Source organism: Microbulbifer bruguierae, assembly GCF_029869925.1.
Taxonomy (GTDB): Bacteria; Pseudomonadota; Gammaproteobacteria; order Pseudomonadales; family Cellvibrionaceae; genus Microbulbifer; species Microbulbifer bruguierae.
Genome location: NZ_CP118605.1, coordinates 2668053 through 2686994, shown reverse-complemented (window position 1 = coordinate 2686994; position 18942 = coordinate 2668053). Strand labels below are relative to the sequence as shown.

At 58.6% G+C, this 18942-nt stretch carries 18 protein-coding genes; 13 read left to right on the top strand and 5 right to left on the bottom strand.

Features of this window, described 5'->3' with window-relative positions:
• Positions 1-9: 9 nt before the first annotated feature.
• The gene (locus PVT68_RS11200) at positions 10-243 is read right to left on the bottom strand and encodes a hypothetical protein (RefSeq protein WP_280318070.1); all 234 of its coding nucleotides are present in this window, start codon (positions 241-243) and stop codon (positions 10-12) included.
• A 63-nt stretch (positions 244-306) separates the two neighbouring features.
• Here PVT68_RS11200 and PVT68_RS11195 point away from each other — a divergent pair, with 63 nt between their 5' ends.
• The 8 genes from PVT68_RS11195 to PVT68_RS11160 all read left to right on the top strand — a co-directional run bounded on the left by PVT68_RS11195 (position 307) and on the right by PVT68_RS11160 (position 6359).
• A complete protein-coding gene (locus tag PVT68_RS11195; protein WP_280318068.1) occupies positions 307-894 on the top strand; it encodes an L-threonylcarbamoyladenylate synthase in 588 nt (195 codons plus the stop codon).
• A gap of 112 nt (positions 895-1006) precedes the next feature.
• Positions 1007-1912, top strand: coding sequence for an oxygen-dependent coproporphyrinogen oxidase (gene hemF / locus PVT68_RS11190; protein WP_280318066.1), 906 nt, complete (start codon positions 1007-1009; stop codon positions 1910-1912).
• Positions 1913-2006: 94 nt separating this feature from the next.
• Entirely contained in the window at positions 2007-2438 is a 432-nt protein-coding gene (locus PVT68_RS11185) for a hypothetical protein (protein ID WP_280318064.1), read from the top strand.
• Positions 2439-2459: 21 nt separating this feature from the next.
• A complete protein-coding gene (aroE, locus tag PVT68_RS11180; protein WP_280318062.1) occupies positions 2460-3326 on the top strand; it encodes a shikimate dehydrogenase in 867 nt (288 codons plus the stop codon).
• 351 nt (positions 3327-3677) lie between these two features.
• On the top strand, positions 3678-4169 hold the full coding sequence (gene purE / locus PVT68_RS11175) for a 5-(carboxyamino)imidazole ribonucleotide mutase (RefSeq protein ID WP_280318060.1): 492 nt from the start codon (positions 3678-3680) through the stop codon (positions 4167-4169).
• Positions 4170-4210: 41 nt separating this feature from the next.
• Positions 4211-5326, top strand: a complete 1116-nt coding sequence (locus PVT68_RS11170; RefSeq protein ID WP_280318058.1) for a 5-(carboxyamino)imidazole ribonucleotide synthase — start codon at positions 4211-4213, stop codon at positions 5324-5326.
• Between the two features lie 210 nt (positions 5327-5536).
• Positions 5537-5938, top strand: a complete 402-nt coding sequence (locus tag PVT68_RS11165) for a hypothetical protein (protein WP_280318056.1) — start codon at positions 5537-5539, stop codon at positions 5936-5938.
• Positions 5939-5969: 31 nt separating this feature from the next.
• Positions 5970-6359 (top strand): c-type cytochrome, encoded by a 390-nt coding sequence (locus PVT68_RS11160; protein WP_280318055.1) that lies wholly within the window; start codon positions 5970-5972, stop codon positions 6357-6359.
• An 89-nt stretch (positions 6360-6448) separates the two neighbouring features.
• On the opposite strand, the gene PVT68_RS11155 is transcribed toward PVT68_RS11160, so the two are convergent.
• On the bottom strand, positions 6449-7360 hold the full coding sequence (locus PVT68_RS11155; protein ID WP_280318053.1) for a dimethylarginine dimethylaminohydrolase family protein: 912 nt from the start codon (positions 7358-7360) through the stop codon (positions 6449-6451).
• 190 nt (positions 7361-7550) lie between these two features.
• Positions 7551-8813 (bottom strand): Zn-dependent hydrolase, encoded by a 1263-nt coding sequence (locus PVT68_RS11150; RefSeq protein WP_280318051.1) that lies wholly within the window; start codon positions 8811-8813, stop codon positions 7551-7553.
• A 134-nt stretch (positions 8814-8947) separates the two neighbouring features.
• On the opposite strand from PVT68_RS11150, the gene PVT68_RS11145 reads away from it, so the two are divergent.
• The 5 genes from PVT68_RS11145 to PVT68_RS11125 all read left to right on the top strand — a co-directional run bounded on the left by PVT68_RS11145 (position 8948) and on the right by PVT68_RS11125 (position 17122).
• A complete protein-coding gene (locus PVT68_RS11145) occupies positions 8948-9925 on the top strand; it encodes a LysR family transcriptional regulator (protein ID WP_280318049.1) in 978 nt (325 codons plus the stop codon).
• Between the two features lie 326 nt (positions 9926-10251).
• The gene (locus tag PVT68_RS11140; protein WP_280318047.1) at positions 10252-11679 is read left to right on the top strand and encodes an aldehyde dehydrogenase family protein; all 1428 of its coding nucleotides are present in this window, start codon (positions 10252-10254) and stop codon (positions 11677-11679) included.
• 69 nt (positions 11680-11748) lie between these two features.
• Positions 11749-13152 (top strand): APC family permease, encoded by a 1404-nt coding sequence (locus PVT68_RS11135; protein ID WP_280318046.1) that lies wholly within the window; start codon positions 11749-11751, stop codon positions 13150-13152.
• A 187-nt stretch (positions 13153-13339) separates the two neighbouring features.
• Positions 13340-15667, top strand: a complete 2328-nt coding sequence (locus tag PVT68_RS11130) for a TonB-dependent receptor (protein WP_280318044.1) — start codon at positions 13340-13342, stop codon at positions 15665-15667.
• Positions 15668-15706: 39 nt separating this feature from the next.
• The gene (locus tag PVT68_RS11125) at positions 15707-17122 is read left to right on the top strand and encodes an NAD(P)/FAD-dependent oxidoreductase (RefSeq protein WP_280318042.1); all 1416 of its coding nucleotides are present in this window, start codon (positions 15707-15709) and stop codon (positions 17120-17122) included.
• 136 nt (positions 17123-17258) lie between these two features.
• On the opposite strand, the gene PVT68_RS11120 is transcribed toward PVT68_RS11125, so the two are convergent.
• Together PVT68_RS11120 and PVT68_RS11115 are read right to left on the bottom strand one after the other, a co-directional pair.
• The gene (locus PVT68_RS11120; RefSeq protein WP_280318040.1) at positions 17259-18107 is read right to left on the bottom strand and encodes a helix-turn-helix transcriptional regulator; all 849 of its coding nucleotides are present in this window, start codon (positions 18105-18107) and stop codon (positions 17259-17261) included.
• A 206-nt stretch (positions 18108-18313) separates the two neighbouring features.
• Positions 18314-18784: a gamma carbonic anhydrase family protein gene (locus PVT68_RS11115; protein ID WP_407666150.1), complete on the bottom strand. Its 471-nt coding sequence runs from the start codon at positions 18782-18784 to the stop codon at positions 18314-18316.
• Between the last annotated feature and the right edge of the window lie 158 nt (positions 18785-18942).

Below are 18942 nucleotides of genomic sequence, written 5' to 3'. Positions count from 1 at the left end.
CGTTGTAATTTATTGTTGGTGAATATCTGTGCAATTGTCCCACACCCAGGCTGTGCGGGCGACACCGGTGCGGCACTTGTCTAGGCTTTTACTATTCGCTAAATTGCCGCGCTTCCCGAACAGATTGATCAACGCAGGCGTGCGGGAATGCGGCAAGTCCTCCGTTGTCATCATCACGGCTTCGCAGTTGTCGCTGTAATCGCCAACGTTGCCATCGCCGAAGACGCGCATCTGTAGAAGCATTTGCGGAATTGCCAGGCCCAATTGCGACCTGAATCCGAATAAGACCTGAAAGAGTTCCGACCCTTGCCAGAAAAGCATCACCCAAGCCTGCGTAGCGCACACCTGTCGATTGCCACCGCGGTGCGGGTATTGGCCGCCGGTGGCGTGATTGCCCACCCGACGGAATCCGTGTGGGGCCTCGCCTGTGATCCCTTCAATCCGGACGCCGTTGCGCGCCTGCTGCGTCTCAAGAATCGCCCCCTGGAAAAAGGGATGATTCTGGTCTCCGGAGATCAGCACCATTTTGATGACCTGCTGCACAATCTGAGCGGCGATCAGCGTGCGCGCATCGATGAAACCTGGCCCGGTCCGGTAACCTGGCTGGTGCCTCATTTCGACCAGGTGCCACCCTGGGTATCCGGTATCCACCACAGTGTCGCGTTGCGCCACACCGAGCACCCGTTTACCGCGGCGTTAACCCGCGCGTTTGGCGGTGCTATCGTATCCACCTCTGCCAATCCAGCGGGCTGCCAGCCGGCGCGACACAAGTTTCAGGTGCTGCGCTATTTTGGCGACAGTCTCGACTTTGTCGGCGGCGGCAATACCGGCGGCCGCAAGGCCCCCAGTGAAATCCGCGAGTTGGTGAGCGGCCGCGTGGTACGCGCCGGCTGAGTGCCGCATACGGCGAATTGGCGCCCCCAAGGTGCGCGATCGCCAGTTGCTTGCAGTCTGTCACTTACCGTCGCCTTCTTCATTGACCCAGCCACAACAAGAAACAGCACCCATGACCGAAGTAAACATTCAGGCCGTTAAAGATTATCTGCTCGACCTGCAGGATCGCATCTGCGCTGCACTGGAAGCGGTGGATGGTTGCGCGTTTGTCGAGGACGCCTGGCAGCGCGAGGCTGGTGGCGGTGGTCGCACCCGGGTGCTGGAAAATGGCAATGTGATTGAGAAGGGTGGCGTCAATTTTTCCCATGTATATGGGGATAAGTTACCGCCCTCCGCCACAGCAGCGCGCCCGGAACTTGCCGGGCGCTCATTTGAGGCGATGGGCGTGAGCCTGGTGATTCATCCTCGCAATCCTTACGCACCTACCAGCCACGCGAACGTGCGTCTGTTTGTGGCGCAAAAGGAAGGCGCCGAGCCTGTATGGTGGTTTGGCGGTGGTTTCGATCTGACGCCCTACTACGGCTTTGAGGAAGATGTGGTGCACTGGCACCAGACGGCGAAACAGGCCTGTGTACCTTTTGGCGAGGATATCTATCCGCGCTTCAAAAAGTGGTGCGATGAGTACTTTTACCTGAAGCATCGGGATGAGGCGCGCGGTGTGGGCGGACTCTTTTTTGATGATTTCAGTGAGGGCGGCTTTGAAAACGCATTTGCGTTTATGCGGGCGGTGGGTGATTCCTACATTGACGCGTATCTGCCGATTCTGAACAAGCGCAAAGATACCGAATACGGGGAACGCGAGCGTGATTTCCAGCTTTACCGTCGCGGCCGTTATGTGGAGTTCAACCTGGTGTTTGACCGCGGTACTCTGTTTGGTTTGCAAAGTGGCGGCCGCACCGAATCCATTCTGATGTCGCTGCCACCGGAAGTGCGCTGGCGCTATGACTGGCAGCCGCAAGAAGGTAGTGCAGAAGCCAAATTGTATTCTGACTTTCTGCCACATCGGGACTGGATTTAATTAGAGCTTGTGGCGGTGCCCGGCATCGACACCTTCGCGGAAATTTCAGTGGTTATTAGTTAAAGTGGCGTGAGCTACTTGAAAGGAATTTGCCATGCACAAGGCACGTCTGGAAGACATCAACAAATTGTTTCTGGAATACCGTCGTCTGTTCGAGGCCCGTGATGCCGAACAGATTGCGGCTTTTTACCGCTTTCCGATCCACTACTATTTTTCCGATGGCAAAAAATCCGAACTGAGCCGCGAGTATTTTATCGGTCGGGTAAAAAAACTGTTGAAGCTTTATGAAAGGCTCGGTGTGAGCCAGATCGTCGGTGCGGTGACGGATGTGATCGAGCTGAATGAAAATGCCAGCCTGGCCACCCTGAACTGGGTACTCCTGGATACCTCCGGTGACAAACCCAGACAGATATACAGCGCATTTACGCGCTATCTGGTTAGTGAGTTTGCGGGGGAATTGAAAATCGACGGGCTTATCGGTGTCAATGAAACGGCTCAGTTACGCAATGCGCTGCGCGCAGGTTAAATAACCACAAGTAAAATAAGAATGAAGTCAGGTATGGGCGATATTGTCATGGATAGATATGCGGTTATCGGCAATCCGATCAAGCAGTCTATGTCCCCGGTGATTCACCGCGCATTTGCACGGGAGACGAACCAGAATCTGGAATACGACAAGCTGTTTGCGGAAGTGGATGGCTTCAAACCGGTTGTGGATGCATTTTTTGCTGCGGGCGCGAAGGGGTTGAATGTCACCGCGCCGTTCAAGCTGGATGCGTTTGCGTATGCGGACAGCCTGACCGAGCGCGCGCGCACCGCTGGTGCGGTGAACACCCTGGCATTGCAGGACGATGGTCGTTTGCTGGGGGACAATACCGATGGCCCGGGTCTGGTGTCGGACATCCGCGATCGCCTGGGGTGGCGTATCGAGGGTCAAAGAGTGCTGGTACTGGGGGCCGGCGGCGCGACGCGGGGCACCTTGTTGCCGCTGCTGAACGAGTGCCCGGCGCTGCTGCATATCGCCAATCGCACCGCGTCCAAGGCGGTGCAACTGGCCGAGGATTTCGCGGCTTATGGCGACCTGAGCGCAAGTGGCCTCGACAAGATTCCGCAGGCGTTTGATCTGGTTATCAACGCCAGTGCCGCAGGTCTGTCCGGTGAGCGGCCGCAGATCGATCCTTCGGTGATGGGGACCGGCAGCTGTGCCTACGACATGGTCTACGGCGCGGAACCCACCGCATTTTTGCGCTGGGCCGAGCCCCTGAGTGCCAGCACTGCCGATGGCCTGGGTATGCTGGTCGGGCAGGCGGCGGAGGCGTTTTACCTGTGGCGCGGCGTGCGCCCATCGGTGGAGCCGGTTCTGTCGATGCTGCGTGAAGCGCTGCGCAACAAGGTCGAGGCCGCGGCCAGGTAAACCCAGCTGGCACTTCCTGAATGCTTTGTTACTACTTCATTACTCAGCGGTCACAGCAGGTGCCGTGACCGTCTCGCCACCCTATGGTTAGTCATGGATTAACCGCGTATTGATGCGGAGAACCCTTGCCGGAATCCCGGATTCCGGTGGCAATGGCTCTGAGCACCGCAGAAAAACGCTGAAACTGGCCGGAAAACGCCGTACAGCCTACTTTTCCGTCCGACTTTTGGTATCCTCTCGCCCCTAATTTTTGGGCCGGTCGGCGTTACCACTTCTGACGAGGCCTGTTCCTTCCTGATGCCGGCGGTAAATATCGATTGGCCGGCGTCCGCGAACACTGGAGTAATCCGCGTGAATGAGCTTCCGTTTGAAAAAGTCACCATTGTGATGGGCTCCCAGTCTGACTGGCCAACCATGGAAATGGCCACCAAGCCCCTCACCGAGCTGGGCGTGCCTTTCGCCACTGCGGTGGTCTCCGCACACCGCACACCCCAGCGTATGGTGGAGTTCGCCACCACTGCCCACGAGCGCGGAACCCAGGTGATCATCGCCGGTGCCGGTGGCTCCGCGCACCTGCCGGGCATGATCGCGGCCATGACCCCGCTGCCGGTGATCGGTGTGCCGGTGGCGAGCAAGTTCATGACCGGCATGGACAGCCTGCTGTCCATCGTACAGATGCCCAAGGGCGTTGCTGTGGCCACTCAGGCCGTGGGTGCCTCCGGTGCCTACAACGCAGGCCTGATGGCGGCACAGATGTTGTCCCTGACCGATCCGGAACTGCAGAAACGCCTGATCGCCTGGCGCGAGAAGCAGAGCGCCAGCGTGCCGTTTGAAGTGGAATAAGCCAGTTTGAGATTGCTGAACGTTTACGAGGTGTAGTGCAAATGACGGTCAGACGTGTAGGTATTGTCGGCTGTGGCCAGTTGGCGCAGATGATGGCCCAGGAGGCCCGTCCGCTGGGTATCGAGTTCAGTTTCCTCGCCGAGGGCGATGAGAACACCACCTGTGTGGAAGGCCTCGGTACCATCGTGCACGCCGGTGAAGGCGATGATATCGCATCGCTCTATCAGGCCATGGGCAGCCCCGAGGTGATTACCGCCGAGCGCGAAGGTGTGCCGGTGGAACTGCTGCGCGCACTGGAACAGTGCTGCCCGGTGTACCCGCGCCCGGATGCGTTCGAAAAAACCCAGCACCGCCTGCGCGAAAAGACCGCGATTACTGCTGCAGGTCTGCCGGTTGCGCCTTTCCTGCCGGCCAACAATTACGACGAGATCTGCGCGGCGGTGAAACAGCTGGGTTATCCGTCGTTTATCAAAAGCTGTGAACACGGCTACGACGGCAAGAACCAGTGGCGGGTCAACAGCGATGAAGATCTCGCCGCCATCGCCAATGATGTGCCGGAGTCTGAATACGTGGTGGAGAAGGGGATTCACTTCTCCCGCGAGGTTTCCCTGATCGGTGCGCGTACCGCGGACGGCAAGGTGGTTACCTATCCGCTGGCGGAAAACGACCACTACAACGGCACCCTGCTGGTTTCCACCGCACCGGCGCCGCATGTCAGTGAAGCGCTGCAGCACACCGCGGAGACCTACCTGGCAACCCTGATGAACGCCTGGGATTACGTAGGCGTGCTGGCGATGGAGTGCTTCGTCACCGACGACGGCCTGCTGATCAACGAGCTGGCGCCGCGGGTGCACAACAGTGGTCACTGGACTTTAGCGGGCGCGAAGACCAGCCAGTTTGCCAACCACGTGCGTGCGATTCTGGGCATGGAGCTGGGCGATACCGCAGCGGCGCGCCCGGCGGTGATGATCAATATGCTCGGCGTGGACAAGAAGCCGGCGCTGCAGAATGAGGGTGTCTGGTCTTACGGCAAGGGCCTGCGCCCGGGCCGCAAGATGGGCCACGTGATCCTGCTGGACGATTCACAGGACGCGCTGGCCGAGCGTATCGATTCCATGCTGGAAGAGCTGTACGGCGAAACCAAGCGCCCCGCCTGAAACTGAATATTCCTTTCTGAACGCACTGCCTCTGATTTTTTCTAGCTGTCAGGGCCGTGCGTTGTTTATTTCTGTGCTTTTTCACCTCCACATTACCCGGTAAAAGTGAACATCGGTCTGCGATTCGATGTTGTGGTTCTGGCATACTCCTCCCCAATCAGTTCCTGATTTGTACATCGTTTTTGCGGACACCATTTGTGGAGGTAGTAAGTGCGAGAATTTCTGAGAAACCTGTCCTTCTGTTTTGCCGCCGGCTGCTTTGCCGGACTCGCTTATGCCATCGGTCTGTGGGCCATGGGGCATTACGGTTTTACCCGGTTTCTGCACGTGGATATCGCGCCCTATCTTTCCAACGCCTATATCTACCAGCGCGTGGTGTGGGGCGGTGTATGCGGTCTGATTTTTATGCTGCCGTGGCAGAAAAGCTGGGTTACCCGCGGTTTCCTGCTCTCGCTGATTCCCGCAGGTATCATGTTGCTGGTGTTGTTGCCGATGCGCGGTTACGGCGTGGGTGCGCTGGCGCTCGGCACGCTGACGCCGCTGGTGATTATTCTGGCCTGTGCGGCCGGTGGTATCGCCGGTTCCGGTTTGTTACGGGCGCAGGGAAAATAAAAAAGCTGTTATCTGCCACAGGATACCTTGCATGAAATTCAGAGTATTGACCGCTCTTTTACTCGCTGTTTTTTCACTTGAAAGCGCTGCCTCGGGGCAGGAGACCCGGGACTTGGTTGGGTTTGGTGCGCTTACCTTTGCCGACAACTGCAAGAAGTGTCATCAGATTGATGGGTATGGTGAGGAGGCGTTGTACCCCTCTCTGCGTGATCCCGCGTTACTGGCGAATAAAAAGCTGCTGATCGAGACGCTGCTGCACGGGCGCTCGGCACCGCGTCGCAATGGCGGTGAAGAGGACCTGATGCCGGCGCTGGAATTTCTGACCGACCGCGAAATTTCAGCGATCATCGCGTTTATTAGCAATACTTGGGGCGATGAGGTGTTGCTGGTGAGTGAAGAGGAAATCAAGGCGGCGCGCTGAATCGGCTGCGCGAAATGGCGGGGAACGAGAAAGTCGCCTGCAATGAAAAAGGTCGGCCATTGGGCGACCTTTTTTATGTGCGGTAAAACTTATGCAGGTTTTCTCGCCAGCGGCTGGCACATACAGTGCACGCCGCCGCCGCCGGCGGTGATCATGGAGATGTCCGGGTCGATCACTTGCAGGCCGTGCGCGCGGCACTTTTCTTTCAGTTCGGTGTTATCGGACGGCAGCATCACGCGATCGCTACCCAGCGCCACGACGTTTACGCCCAGCTCCATGACCTGCGGGTAGGAGATGTCGATGATGTCGAAGTTGCGGGCTTTGAACCACTGCACCAGTTCCGGTTCCACGGCGTCCACGCAGACGGCTACTAATTTGTCCGCGAGTGCGGCCACCAGCACGTCGATGTGCAGGAAGTAGGGGTCGAACTCGTAACCTTTCACTTCCCAGCCTTCTTTTTCGATCCAGCTTTTCATCTGCTTGAAGCCTTGGGGTGAGGTGCGCTCGCCGCTGTAGCCGCACAGGATGACGCCGGGTTCCAGCACCATAAAGTCGCCGCCTTCCAGGCTGCCGGCGGTGATGATGTCGTAAATGGGGATGTCGAGTTTCTGGTAGGTCTTCACGACGTCCACCCATTCGCCGCGGCGCCAGGGGGAGTACATCTGGGTGACGATGGGGCCCCAGGGGGTCATGACGCTGCTGTCGCGGGCGTAGAGCTGGTAGGGGAGGTTGGCGTCGGCGGGCAGCAGGTGGGTGGTGACGCCGGCGTGTTTGTACGCGTCGAGCATTTCCCGATGCTGGCGTTTGGCGACGGCGGCGTCGAACTGGCGGCCGAGGCGCACGGAGCGGCGGGAGGCGGCGTTGCCCATCTGCCAGGTGTAGTGGTCGATGGGGCCGACGAGCAGGTCGGTGAGCACACCGTATTCGGAGTCGATACCCCAGTTGTCCAGGCGCGCGGTGTTGCCGTTGTCGTTGCGGTGTTTGTAGGTAAATTCAGTCATCGTCTTTCTCGAATTCTGTTCGGAGTCGGTGGTACCGCTCAGGCGGTTCCGTGGCGCCGCCGCTACCGGTAAACCTTCGCGAGACACGCCGTGCACCCATCCCTGGGGGCTCTGCGAAAACATCCCTGTTTTCGAAGGTCTCGCGAAGGTTTACCGGCATCGTCGGCTTCGCATTAAGTGATGAGCCTTGTTAGCTGGCTTTGTTTGCCATTTTCAGCATCGCGTGCAGCAGCACGTTTGCACCGGCTTCGAGATCTTCTGGCTCTGCATTTTCCGCTTCGTTGTGGCTCAGGCCTTTTTCGCAGGGCACGAAGATCATGCTGGTGGGCGCCACGCGGGAGATGTACACGGAGTCGTGGCCGGCGCCGGAGACCATTTCCTTGTTGCTGTAGCCGAGCTCGGCCACAGAGCTGCGCACGGCCTCCACGCAGTTCGCATCGAAGGCGACGGCGGGGGAGCGCCATTCGTCGCGGATCTGGTGTTCGAGGCCGATGTCGTCGGCGACGCGGGCGGCGATTTCGCGGAAGCGCTGGTCCATGGCGTCGAGGATGTTCTGGTCCGGGTGGCGCAGGTCGACGGCGAGGACGAGTTTTTCCGGCACGGTGTTGCGGCTGCCGGGTTCGACGCGGATGTCGCCGAAGGTGGCGCGGGCCCAGGGGGCGTGTTCGGCGGCGAGTTTGTAGAGTGCGTCGAGGATGCGGTGCAGGCCCATAAAGGGATCGCGACGGGTTTCCATGAGGCTGGGGCCGGCGTGGCAGGGCTGGCCGATGAGGGTGAGGTCGTACCAGTTCATACCCTGTACGCCGCTCAACACGCCGATGGTTTTCTCTTCGGCTTCCAGAATGGGGCCCTGTTCGATGTGCACTTCAAATGCGGCGGCCAGGGGGCGCGGCTTGGCCGGGGTTTTGCCCTGGTAGCCGATGCGCGCGAGTTCTTCGCCGAAGGTTTTGCCTTCCTTGTCGGTGCGGGCGTAGGCGTAGTCGAGATCGAACTCGCCGCTCCACACGCCGGAGCCGATCATGGCGGGGGAAAAGCGGGCGCCTTCCTCGTTGGTCCACACCGCGACTTCCAGCGGGGCTTCGGTTTCGACGCCGGCATCGTTCAGACTGCGCACCACTTCGAGACCGGCGAGCACGCCGTAGACACCGTCAAACTTGCCGCCGGTGGGCTGGGTGTCCAGGTGGGAGCCGGTGAGGACCGGGGGAAGATCCGGGTTTTTACCCGCGCGTTGGGCGAAGATATTCCCCATTTCATCGAAAGTGACGCTGCAGCCGGCGTCTTCGCACCACTGTACGAAGAGGTCGCGGCCCTGCTTGTCGAGGTCGGTGAGGGCCTGGCGGTTGCAGCCGCCCTTGTCGGTGGCGCCGATGGCGGCCATCTCCATCAGGGAGTCCCACAGGCGCTGGCCATTGATGCGGACTTGAGGGATTTGGACTTGGCGGGTATCGGTCATGGCATGCATCCGGACTTTTATTGTGTGATTGGATGTATAGGGTTTAGCACAAGTCTATGGTTTGATTTTGCGAACACAATTAACTATTAATTGCCATTTTGGTGCCCTCAGGGCACCGTGATAAGAGTTAACCCATGGCCGCCGAGCTCCGAAACCTGTCCCTCACCTCCCTGCGCAGTTTCTACGCGGTGGGGCGCCACTGCCATCTGCGACGGGCGGCGGAGGAGCTGCATGTGTCGCACCCGGCGCTCAGCCGCCAGATCCGCGAGCTGGAGGAGCGGTTGGGTACGCCGCTGTTTCTGCGCGCCGGTAACCGTCTGTCGCTGACCGCGGCGGGGGAGCGCCTGCACCGGGCGGTCAGTGAGGCCTTCGGCCGCCTGGAGCAGGGCCTGCTGACCCTCGACCCCGGCAATCTCTCCGGGGAGGTAGTGATTGCCGCGACCGCGACCATCACTACCCGCTGGTTGCTGCGAATTCTGTCGGAGGTGCAACAGCGCTATCCGGAAATCCGCCTGCGGGTGACCACTATCGAACCACGGGTACAGCGCCTCGACGGCGAGGTGGATATGGCCATTTGCCTGGGGGAGCCGGATGCGCCGGGCCGGCAGGTAATCCCGCTGTATCAGGAACACTATCTGCCGGTGGCGAGCCCCCAGCTGTTGCAGGCACGGGGCAATTCGGGGCGGGCGCTGCGGCCCGCTGACTTGCTGGCGTTGCCGCTGCTGCATGACCGCCAGCAGCAGTGGCCGGGCTGGTTTACCGCCCAGGACGTGGACTATGCACCGGCGGTCAACGGGGTGTCGGTGGATTACGCCTATCAGGCGATCGAGGGCGCGCGCCTCGGTATGGGCTTGGCGCTGGCGGATCGTCTTGAAGTCAGTGAGGATCTCAAGAGCGGGCGTCTGTCTACGGTAATTGAGCGCCCGTATACGATTGGACAATCGCTGTATCTGGTCAGCGACCACAGCGGTGCCATCAATGATCGCACGCGGCTGGTGCTGGAGCGGGTGTTCCAGTGGCTGGAAAGTCGCGGAGCACCGCTGGCTACGGAGGCGCAGACATTGCGCCAGTCGCTGTTGTCGGCGGGTTCAGATAGACAGGTTCCGTCTTAACGGCGGCGGATTTGGTTCCCTGTTGCACACGCTCAGGTATTCTCTTGTCGTTCTCAACTGTTCGGGTCTCTCTGCCTGGTATCGCCTGTTCAGGTTCTCTTTGCCAGGTATCACCTGTTCAGGTGCTCTTTACCAGTTATCACCTATTCAGGTGATACAGGGGCACTTGACCTTCCCGCATACTGAATAATCATTCGAATAAGGCTAACTATTGCGCAGATTGTCCGTTTGTTAGACGATGTCGCGTCAGTTTCTGTGGTTGAAAATAGCGCCAGGCGCTTCGGACGCTGGCATGCCGTACATCAGTAGTAAGCAGGTCGAGCAAGATGGAAAACCATAACAAGATCTATATCGATGGCCAGTGGACCGCGTCCACCTCCGGCGAATGGCTGGAAACTATCAATCCCGCGACCGAATCCCTCATTACCCGCGTGCCAGCGGGCAGCGTGTCCGATGTGGACCGCGCCGTGCAGGCCGCCGCCCGCGCGTTTGACGCCTGGGCAAATACCCCCGCCAGTGAGCGTCGCGCACTGTTGTTGCGCGCGGCCGACCTGATGGAAGCCCGCCGGGACGAGCTGTTGGCGGCAGTATCCGACAGCCTGGGGTGTCCCCGTCATATCACCGGTTGGCTGCATGTGGATGGACCCATCGAGGCCATGCGTCTGTTCGCCGAGCACACCGGGATTACCGAAGAGACCGCAGAACATGGCCACTCCTTGGTATGGCGTGAAGCGGTGGGTGTGTGTGGCTTTATCAACCCCTGGAACTACCCGTTGCACCAGTTCGTGGGCAAGGTAGGCGCGGCGCTAGCCGCAGGCTGCACCATGGTGGTCAAGCCGTCCGAACAGACGCCGCTGCAGGATTACCTGATGGCAGAAATTTTCCACGAGGCGGGACTGCCGGCGGGTGTGTTCAATCTGGTGCCCGGTCGCGGCCCGGTGGTCGGCCAGGCTCTGTGCGAGCACCCGCTGGTGGACATGCTGTCGTTCACCGGCTCCACCCGCGCCGGTATCGAAATTGCCAAAGCCTGTGCGCCGACGGTAAAGCGCGTGACCCAGGAGCTGGGCGGCAAGTCTCCCTACATCATCACTGCCGACAGCGACTTCGAGACTGCGGTCCGCTACGGCGTCGATGACGTGATGATCAACAGCGGCCAGACCTGCACGGCGCTTACCCGCATGCTGGTACCCCAGAGCCGCTACGACGAGGCACTGGAAATCATCCGCGCGCGCGTGGCCGAGATTGAAGTGGGAATGGGTGAAAACGCGTTTATGGGCCCGCTGTCGTCCCGGCGCCAGTGGCAACAGGTGCAGGACTATATCCGGATCGGCATCGACGAGGGTGCGACCCTGGTGTGCGGCGGCCTGGGCAATCCGCAAGGACTGGCGCTGGGCTTCTACGCGCGTCCGACGGTGTTCGCGCAGGTGAACAACGAGATGCGCATCGCCCGCGAAGAGATTTTTGGCCCGGTACTGTGTGTGATCGCCTACGAGGATCTCGATCAGGCGGTGGCCATCGCCAACGATACCCCTTACGGACTGTCATCCGGTGTTTACGCAAAAGACCATAAAGACGCGCTGGCGATTGCGCGCCGCATTCGCGCCGGGCTGTGTTTCGTCAACGGGGGCGAATTCAACTATCAGGCGCCGTTTGGCGGCTTCAAGCAGAGTGGTAATGGCCGTGAGTTTTCCGTTCACGGCGTGGAAGAATTTACCGAAATCAAATCTGCACAACTGGGTGTGCACGCAGAGTAATCCGCGGCGCACCGGCTGAAACTGAAAAAGACAAACTAAAAAACAAAATAAGTAACGCGGGAGAGTCTCGTGACCGAAGTTGCCGTCAAAAAGAATCTGGGTAAGCGGGATATGATCCTGTTTACTGTATCCGCCATTTTACTGGTGGATACCCTTGCCGCTACCGCGGCGATCGGCACCTCCAGTATTTTCTGGTGGCTGTTCCTCGGCCTGTTTTTCTTTGTGCCTTTTGCCCTTGTCTCTGCGGAACTCGGTTGCGCCTATCCGGAGAAGGGCGGTATTTACGCCTGGGTGCGGGATGCATTTGGCGGCCGCTGGGCGTCGCGTATCAGCTGGAGTTACTGGGTCAATGTGGCGATCTGGATGCCGGCGATTTTTATCCTGTTTGCCGGTGTGGCGAAACAGCTGTTCTGGCCGGAAATGGGCGTCACCGGGCAGATTGGCCTCGGCATAGTGCTCACCTGGATTGCGGTGATCGCCAATGTGGTGACACTCAATGTGGGCAAGTGGGTACCGAACATAGGTGCCATCTTCAAGATCATTATCTTTACCGCAATCATCGCCGGTGCCGTGGTTTACGCCAGTGAAAACGGACTCGCCAACCCGATCAATTTTGACAGCATCAAGCCGAACCTGGGTGACAGTCTGCAGTACATTCCGGCGATCATCTACGGCATGCTCGGTTTCGAGCTGATCAGCGCCAGCAGCGAGGAAATGCGCAATCCGCAGAAGGACGTACCCCGTTCCATTCTGGTGTCCGGCGCGATCATTCTCGCGTTGTATACCCTCGGTACCACCGCGATTCTGGCGGCCATCCCGGCCGGGGAAATCGATCTGGTCGAGGGCCTGGTGGATACCCTGCGACTATTCTTCGCGCAACTGCCGTTTGGCAACGCGCTGGTGACGGCACTGGGCATTGCTGCGCTGTATACCTTTTTCTCCAATGGCGTCACCTGGGCCATCGGCGGCAACCGCGCGGCGGCGGAAGCGGCGGAAGAGGGCGAATTGCCGCAGGCCTTTGCGATCAAGAGCCGCAGCCGCAATACGCCGGTGGGTGCCGCGGTATTGATGGGTGTGATGAGCACACTCGTGCTGGTGCTGTACGGCTTGCTGGTGAACTCCAACGAAGACCTGTTCTGGTCGCTGTTTGCCTTTAGCGGGGTGATCTTCCTGCTGCCCTATGTGGGTATGTTCCTGGCGTTCCTGAAAATGCGCCGTGTCGATGGTGCGCGTGCGCGCCCCTTCCGGGTGCCCGGAGGTGATGGTTTTGCGCGCGCGCTTACCTACTTCTGCGTGGCGATTCTTGCCGGCAGTATCTTCCTGTTTATCTACACCCCCGGTGAGGGCGTGCAGTGGCCGGTACTGATTGGTTCCATTGTCACCCTGTTGCTGGGTGAGTTGGCGATCCTGTGGGCGGAGAAGCAGGGCGGCAAGCCGGCTACCGAAGTCCCGGCGGTATTCGCTACCCAATAAGCAATCTGCGGGGTATCTCCCGCGAACAAGCCGTTAACTAACCCGCGCAATGCGGGTTTTTGTGTTTGTTGATAAACCTGAATAAAAATTCGGTTTTCTCACCCAATGGGGTGATACCTGAATCCTTATTCGGTTTTTATAGTCTCCCTCACGATAAGACAGATAAAAGAACCACAGGGAGCTCGTCATGGAATTACCAGCCCGCGCCAGCCGGCGCTTCGCGAAAAACTCGCTTGCGGTTGCTATTGCCGGTGCGTTTTTGTCCGCGCTGGGAATCACCCAAAGTGCCTTCGCCAACCAGATCGAAGAAGTCGCGGTGACTGCGCACAAGCGCGAGCAGTCGGTAAATGACATCGGCGTGTCCGCCAATGCGTTCAGCGGTGAGATGATGCAGAACCTGGGTATCGACAGTGCTGTGGAACTGGGTGCGCACACGCCGGGCCTGGTTACCGTCAACAGCACCTCCGGTGGCACGCCGGTATTCGCCATCCGCGGTATCGGCCTGGATGACTTCAGCCCCAACAACAGCAGCGGCATGGGCATCTACACCGACGAAGTGTTTGCCAGCAACCCGTCCTTCCTCGCCGGTCAGCTGTTCGATATCGAGCGGGTGGAAGTACTAAAGGGCCCCCAGGGCACTCTCTACGGCAAGAACACCACCGGCGGCGCAATCAATTTCATCAGTGCCAAACCTACCAGTGAAATCGAAGCGTTTGTGGATGCCGGTGTCGGCAACTTCGGTTCCCGCGAATTGACTGGTGTGGTCAGTGGCGAGATCAGCGGCGAAGTATTGGGCCGCCTGAGTCTGAATACGTCCAAAGCAGACGGCTGGCAGAAAGACCCCGAGACCGGGCGCGAATTTGGCAGCGTCGATCGCGCCGCCGGCCGTGGCCAGATCCTGTTCCCATTTGCGGGCAACGGCGAGGCGCTGGCCAAGGTCTATTTCAGCAGCGACAAATCCACCCCGGTTTCCCCGCAGGTCAGCGGACTTGGCGACGCATTCGGCGACGCCTCGTTTGACGTGCTCAACAGCAGTGATGACGCAACCATCGTCAACGTCGGTGATCTGAACGTGAGGCGCGACGAATCCGGCTACGGTGCGTCCCTGAATCTGGGTTACGGCTTGGAGACCGTCGACTTTGTCTCCATCACCGCGTTCGATGCCTACGATCGCAAGGTCGTGGATAACTATGGCGGCTCTTCCGCGGCGATCCTCGACCTGTACCAGGACAACGACATCAGCCAGTGGTCCCAGGAGTTCCGCCTGGTCAGTAATGGCGAGTCCCCAGTGACCTGGGTGGCCGGTGTGAACGTTTCCCAAGACACAGTGAAGGTGCGCGATGTGTTCGACGATTCCTTCTTCGTCACCGACTCCGTGGCCAGCACTTTTGTGCTCGATCCAGAAGATGTGTCCGTCCAGGGCTGGGATCTGCTGACCGCTGAATACGAACAGGTTACCCACTCCTGGGGCGCCTACCTGCATACCGAAACCGCGCTCAACGACACGTTGAACCTGATCGCGGGTATCCGCTTTAGCGCCGATGAGCGCACCTTCGACGGACTCTCCACCAATCACGATGATATCTACTCGTTCAACGACACCATTGCCGAACTGAACGACCGCAGCAGCGAAGATGCGGTGACCGGCAAGCTGGGCCTCGACTGGCAGCTGCACGATGACTTGCTGCTCTACGCCAATGTGGCCAACAGCTACAAGGCCGGCGCTTACTACGGCGCAGCGATTCTCGACGATGTCAGCTGGGCCTATGTGGAGCCGGAAAAAGTGGTGTCTTTTGAAGCGGGCTTCAAGGCCACCCTGTTCGACGCCTCATTGCAGCTGAACGGTGCACTGTTCAGCCTCGACTACACCGATCGCCAGTCTCTGGTGACCATTATCGTCGACGACTTCAGCAATTTCCTGGAATTCCCGGTGGCGGATACCACCCTGGTCAACGTACCGGAATCCAAAACCACCGGCTTCGAACTCGACCTGCATTGGCTGCCCACCGATAACCTGACGGTGATGGCCGGTGTTGCCTTCCTCGACAGTGAAGTGACCAAGGCACCGAGTACCGCCGACATGCGCGGCATCGCCGCCGACCCGTCAGTGAACGACAACGCCGATGGTGTAAACCAGCTGTTCGTGGATGCCCTGGCCGCACCACTGCCCGTGGGCGCTTCCCTGTCGCAGGCACCGGAGTGGAGCTACAACAGCCTGGTCGCGTACGACCTGCCGCTCGCCGACTACAACCTGCGTTTGCAGACCAGCTACACCTACAGCGATGAGATGACCGCTCAGCTGGCGGACGACAACGCCCTGTCCGGCCCAGTGCATTCGTGGGACGCGGAAGCGGCCCTGACTGATAACGGCGAGCGCTGGGAGCTCAGTGGCTGGATCAAAAACATTGAGGACAGCAGCGCGGAGACCTACGCCTTCTCCAGCTTTGCTGGCCGTTCCTATTATCGCCAGGCGCCGACCACCTTCGGGATATCGGTTCGCTACAACATTTTCTAATGAATGCGCCGGCGATAACGCGATGATGAAGAGGTAATCATGTGTGACGAACAGACCAGGGTTGATGCTCTGGAAGCACTACAAAAAACAACCTTTTTTCCCTACTGGCTGGATATACCGCAGCGCCCGCGGGACGAACCTGCGTTGCAGCGTCCGTTGGAATGTGACCTGCTGATTGTTGGCGGTGGCTTTACCGGTCTGTGGGCCGCGGTACAGGCCAAGGAAGCCGATCCACAGCGCGACATTGTGCTGATTGAAGCCAACAGCATCGCCATCGGCGCCTCCGGACGCCCGGCGGCGATCCTGTCCACGTCCGTGATGCATGGACTGGCCAATGCGCAGCGTCTGTTCCCGGAGGATATGGAAACGCTGGAACAACTGGGCAAGGAAAATCTGGATGGTTTCCGCGAGACTATCGAGCGCTACGGGATCGAATGCGAGTTGGAATGGGGCGGTGAGCTGACCGTGGCCGTCGGTGATGACGGTCTCGATGATATCGAAAAAGAATACGCACTGTATCGCCACTACGGCCACGACGCACACCTGCTGGATAGAGACACGGTGCAGCGGGAAGTAAATTCGCCGTTGTTCAACGGCGGCCTGTGGTCGAAACAGCGCAGCGGCACCGTGCACCCGGCGAAACTTGCCTGGGGTCTAAAACAGGTGGCGCTGGAACTGGGCGTAAAGATTTACGAAAACACACCCATGGTCAGCAACACCAGAAACCGCAAAGGTATACTGGTGAAAACGCCCAAGGGTCGTGTACAGGCGAACAAGGTTTTACTTGCGACCAACGCGTTTGCTTCCGGTAACAAGAAAATTCGCAACCGCGTTGCCGCGATTCGCGACCGTATTGTGGTCACCGATCCACTTAGCGATGAGCAGCTCGCATCCATTGGCTGGAAAAATCGTCAGGGTATTTACGATACCCGCACCCAGCTGAATTACATGCGCCTGACCGCCGACAACCGCATTCTTTTCGGCGGCCGACTGGACTACTTCTTCGGTAACAACACCGACCCGGAAGATGACAAGGCGCCGGAACCCTATGTGCGCCTGATCGATAATTTTTACCGTACCTTTCCGCAACTGCGGGGTATCCGTTTCAGCCACGCCTGGAGCGGCCCGATTGCACTGACCACGCGTATGGCGGTGCACTATCAGCACTACCACGGCGGCAAGATGTTATACGCCGGTGGCTACTCCGGCTTCGGTGTGACTGCCACACGTTTCGGTGCGCGAGTCGCGTTGGCGATTCTCGACGATATAAAAGTTCCGGAGCGTTCACTGAATTTTGCCTGCTCCCAACCAGCCTATATTCCGCCAGAACCTTTCCGTTGGATCGGTGCAAAGATCACCATGTATGCGCTGGACACCCTGGATGAAAAGCGCGGTTGGCGTATTCCCTGGGTGCGCATGGTGGAGAAAATGGGCTTTCCCATTACACAGAAATAAATCCGCTGTGACGGAAGTATTCCTGTTGCGAATGTGACTTGGTCCTGATTCCTGTTTAGTGGACCTTTGCCCGCACCGCTGTTCCGATACCTGCCTCGTCGGAACAATAGATTGCGGGCTTTTTTGTGCCTGCTATTTATCTTTCCAGGCTGGTGAGGGGGTCCAGATCCGTACCGGAATGGTGGCGCAGGGCGCTGATAAACAGATAGAACAACTCGGATTGGGAAGTGACGTCGAGTTTGGAATAAATGTGTTTCCGGTGGGTTTTGATGGTGTCCACGCTGGCGTCGAGCTTTTCTGCCATCGACTTGATGGAGTGCCCGCGCATGGTCATATGCAGCACTTCGCATTCGCGATTGGTGAGAAGTGAACGGCCAAAATTATTCAGTGCACTTTCGAGGCGGTTGCCAAAAGATTCAAGCTGGGCCCCACACCCATTATGGTTGTGAATCCATTTGCGCAGGATATTTTCGACCACGGGAAGAAGTGATTTCAAACGTGAAACTTCCAGCGGTGAAAATCGTCCACCGCCCAGGTCAGAAGCGCGTCCGATGGATAAACTGGCAATGACTCCGTCTGCACCGCGCACAAGGAAACAGGCTTCATCGCCGAGGTTCGCTTCGCGATAGTAACGGCGGAAGTATTCGGTTTGACCGAAGGCATCCGGTGCGACTTCGCGCAGCAGGTAAAACCCTTCCCTGTTGTCATCCACGGCGGCGCGATAGAAAGGATCGAAAAGATAAGCGCCTTCTATGTAGCGATCTACCTGAGTGCTGAGCCGCTCATTGGCGAGCAGGCGATGGTGGGTAATTTGTGGCGGACCATCTGTGGGATAGATGATCGCCATACTGCTGTTGCCTCGAACCAGCGATTCAGCTCCACGCAAAAGTTCGTAGATACGCTGGGAGTCTGACTCGCTGTCCAGCATATTCGCCACGCACTGATGCCAGAGGGTGAGGTCGGAGTCCGTGCTTATCGTTTTCATCGGCAATGTACAGTATTAAGGTGCTTCACCAACGCAGGTTTGTGGCACTTTCATGCGGTCGCTCTACGAGCAAATTTTTCAAAAAAACCAAGGGGAAATATTAACAAAAAAGCCCGCTTTAATTGTCGTTAAAGCGGGCCAAAGGATAATGTATTTTCGCTGTGTTTTGGGGTGTGAGGTGAATGACTTTGCGCTAACGTGGCGCCCTATTTTTGTGCGAGATATTCGTCCTTGAGCTTGACGTAATTTCCTGCGGTATAAGTAAAGAATTTTTTTTCCTTTTCCGACAGCGGACGCGCTTTTTTTGCCGGTGATCCAACGTACAGGTAGCCGCTTTCCAGCGTTTTCCCCGGAGGCACCAAGGCACCGGCGGCGAGCACGACTTCGTCCTCAATCACGGCGCCGTCGAGTACGATGGAACCGATTCCGATCAACACCCGGTTGCCGACTGTGCACCCGTGCAGACAGGCTTTGTGGCCTATGGTTACGTCGTCGCCGATGGTCAGCGGCCAGCCGCCTTCGTTGAAGGCGCTGGCGTGGGTGATGTGTAGTACCGAGCCGTCCTGCACACTGGTGCGGGCGCCGATACGGACACGGTGCATATCGCCACGGATTACTGCCATCGGCCACACGGAGCTGTCATCGCCAAGTTCCACGTCGCCAATTACTGTGCTCATCGGGTCAATAAACACCCGGGCGGCGAGCTTGGGGGCTTGGCCGCGATGCTCGCGCAGGTGGGGGGACGGGGTTTCGGCGGGGGTGTTTGTGGACAAGGCTGACCTCCGGAATGGCAATCCACTAAAATACAGCGCATATGTTAACCCCGTCTGCCGCA

What these genes read in the sequence shown, in the direction of transcription:
- PVT68_RS11200 (WP_280318070.1), bottom strand. Translation starts at nt 243, where the DNA reads ATGCTTCTACAGATGCGCGTCTTCGGCGATGGCAACGTTGGCGATTAC.
- hemF (WP_280318066.1), top strand. Translation starts at nt 1,007, where the DNA reads ATGACCGAAGTAAACATTCAGGCCGTTAAAGATTATCTGCTCGACCTG.
- PVT68_RS11185 (WP_280318064.1), top strand. Translation starts at nt 2,007, where the DNA reads ATGCACAAGGCACGTCTGGAAGACATCAACAAATTGTTTCTGGAATAC.
- aroE (WP_280318062.1), top strand. Translation starts at nt 2,460, where the DNA reads ATGAAGTCAGGTATGGGCGATATTGTCATGGATAGATATGCGGTTATC.
- PVT68_RS11170 (WP_280318058.1), top strand. Translation starts at nt 4,211, where the DNA reads ATGACGGTCAGACGTGTAGGTATTGTCGGCTGTGGCCAGTTGGCGCAG.
- PVT68_RS11160 (WP_280318055.1), top strand. Translation starts at nt 5,970, where the DNA reads ATGAAATTCAGAGTATTGACCGCTCTTTTACTCGCTGTTTTTTCACTT.
- PVT68_RS11155 (WP_280318053.1), bottom strand. Translation starts at nt 7,360, where the DNA reads ATGACTGAATTTACCTACAAACACCGCAACGACAACGGCAACACCGCG.
- PVT68_RS11150 (WP_280318051.1), bottom strand. Translation starts at nt 8,813, where the DNA reads ATGACCGATACCCGCCAAGTCCAAATCCCTCAAGTCCGCATCAATGGC.
- PVT68_RS11145 (WP_280318049.1), top strand. Translation starts at nt 8,948, where the DNA reads ATGGCCGCCGAGCTCCGAAACCTGTCCCTCACCTCCCTGCGCAGTTTC.
- PVT68_RS11140 (WP_280318047.1), top strand. Translation starts at nt 10,252, where the DNA reads ATGGAAAACCATAACAAGATCTATATCGATGGCCAGTGGACCGCGTCC.
- PVT68_RS11130 (WP_280318044.1), top strand. Translation starts at nt 13,340, where the DNA reads ATGGAATTACCAGCCCGCGCCAGCCGGCGCTTCGCGAAAAACTCGCTT.
- PVT68_RS11125 (WP_280318042.1), top strand. Translation starts at nt 15,707, where the DNA reads ATGTGTGACGAACAGACCAGGGTTGATGCTCTGGAAGCACTACAAAAA.
- PVT68_RS11120 (WP_280318040.1), bottom strand. Translation starts at nt 18,107, where the DNA reads ATGAAAACGATAAGCACGGACTCCGACCTCACCCTCTGGCATCAGTGC.
- PVT68_RS11115 (WP_407666150.1), bottom strand. Translation starts at nt 18,784, where the DNA reads ATGAGCACAGTAATTGGCGACGTGGAACTTGGCGATGACAGCTCCGTG.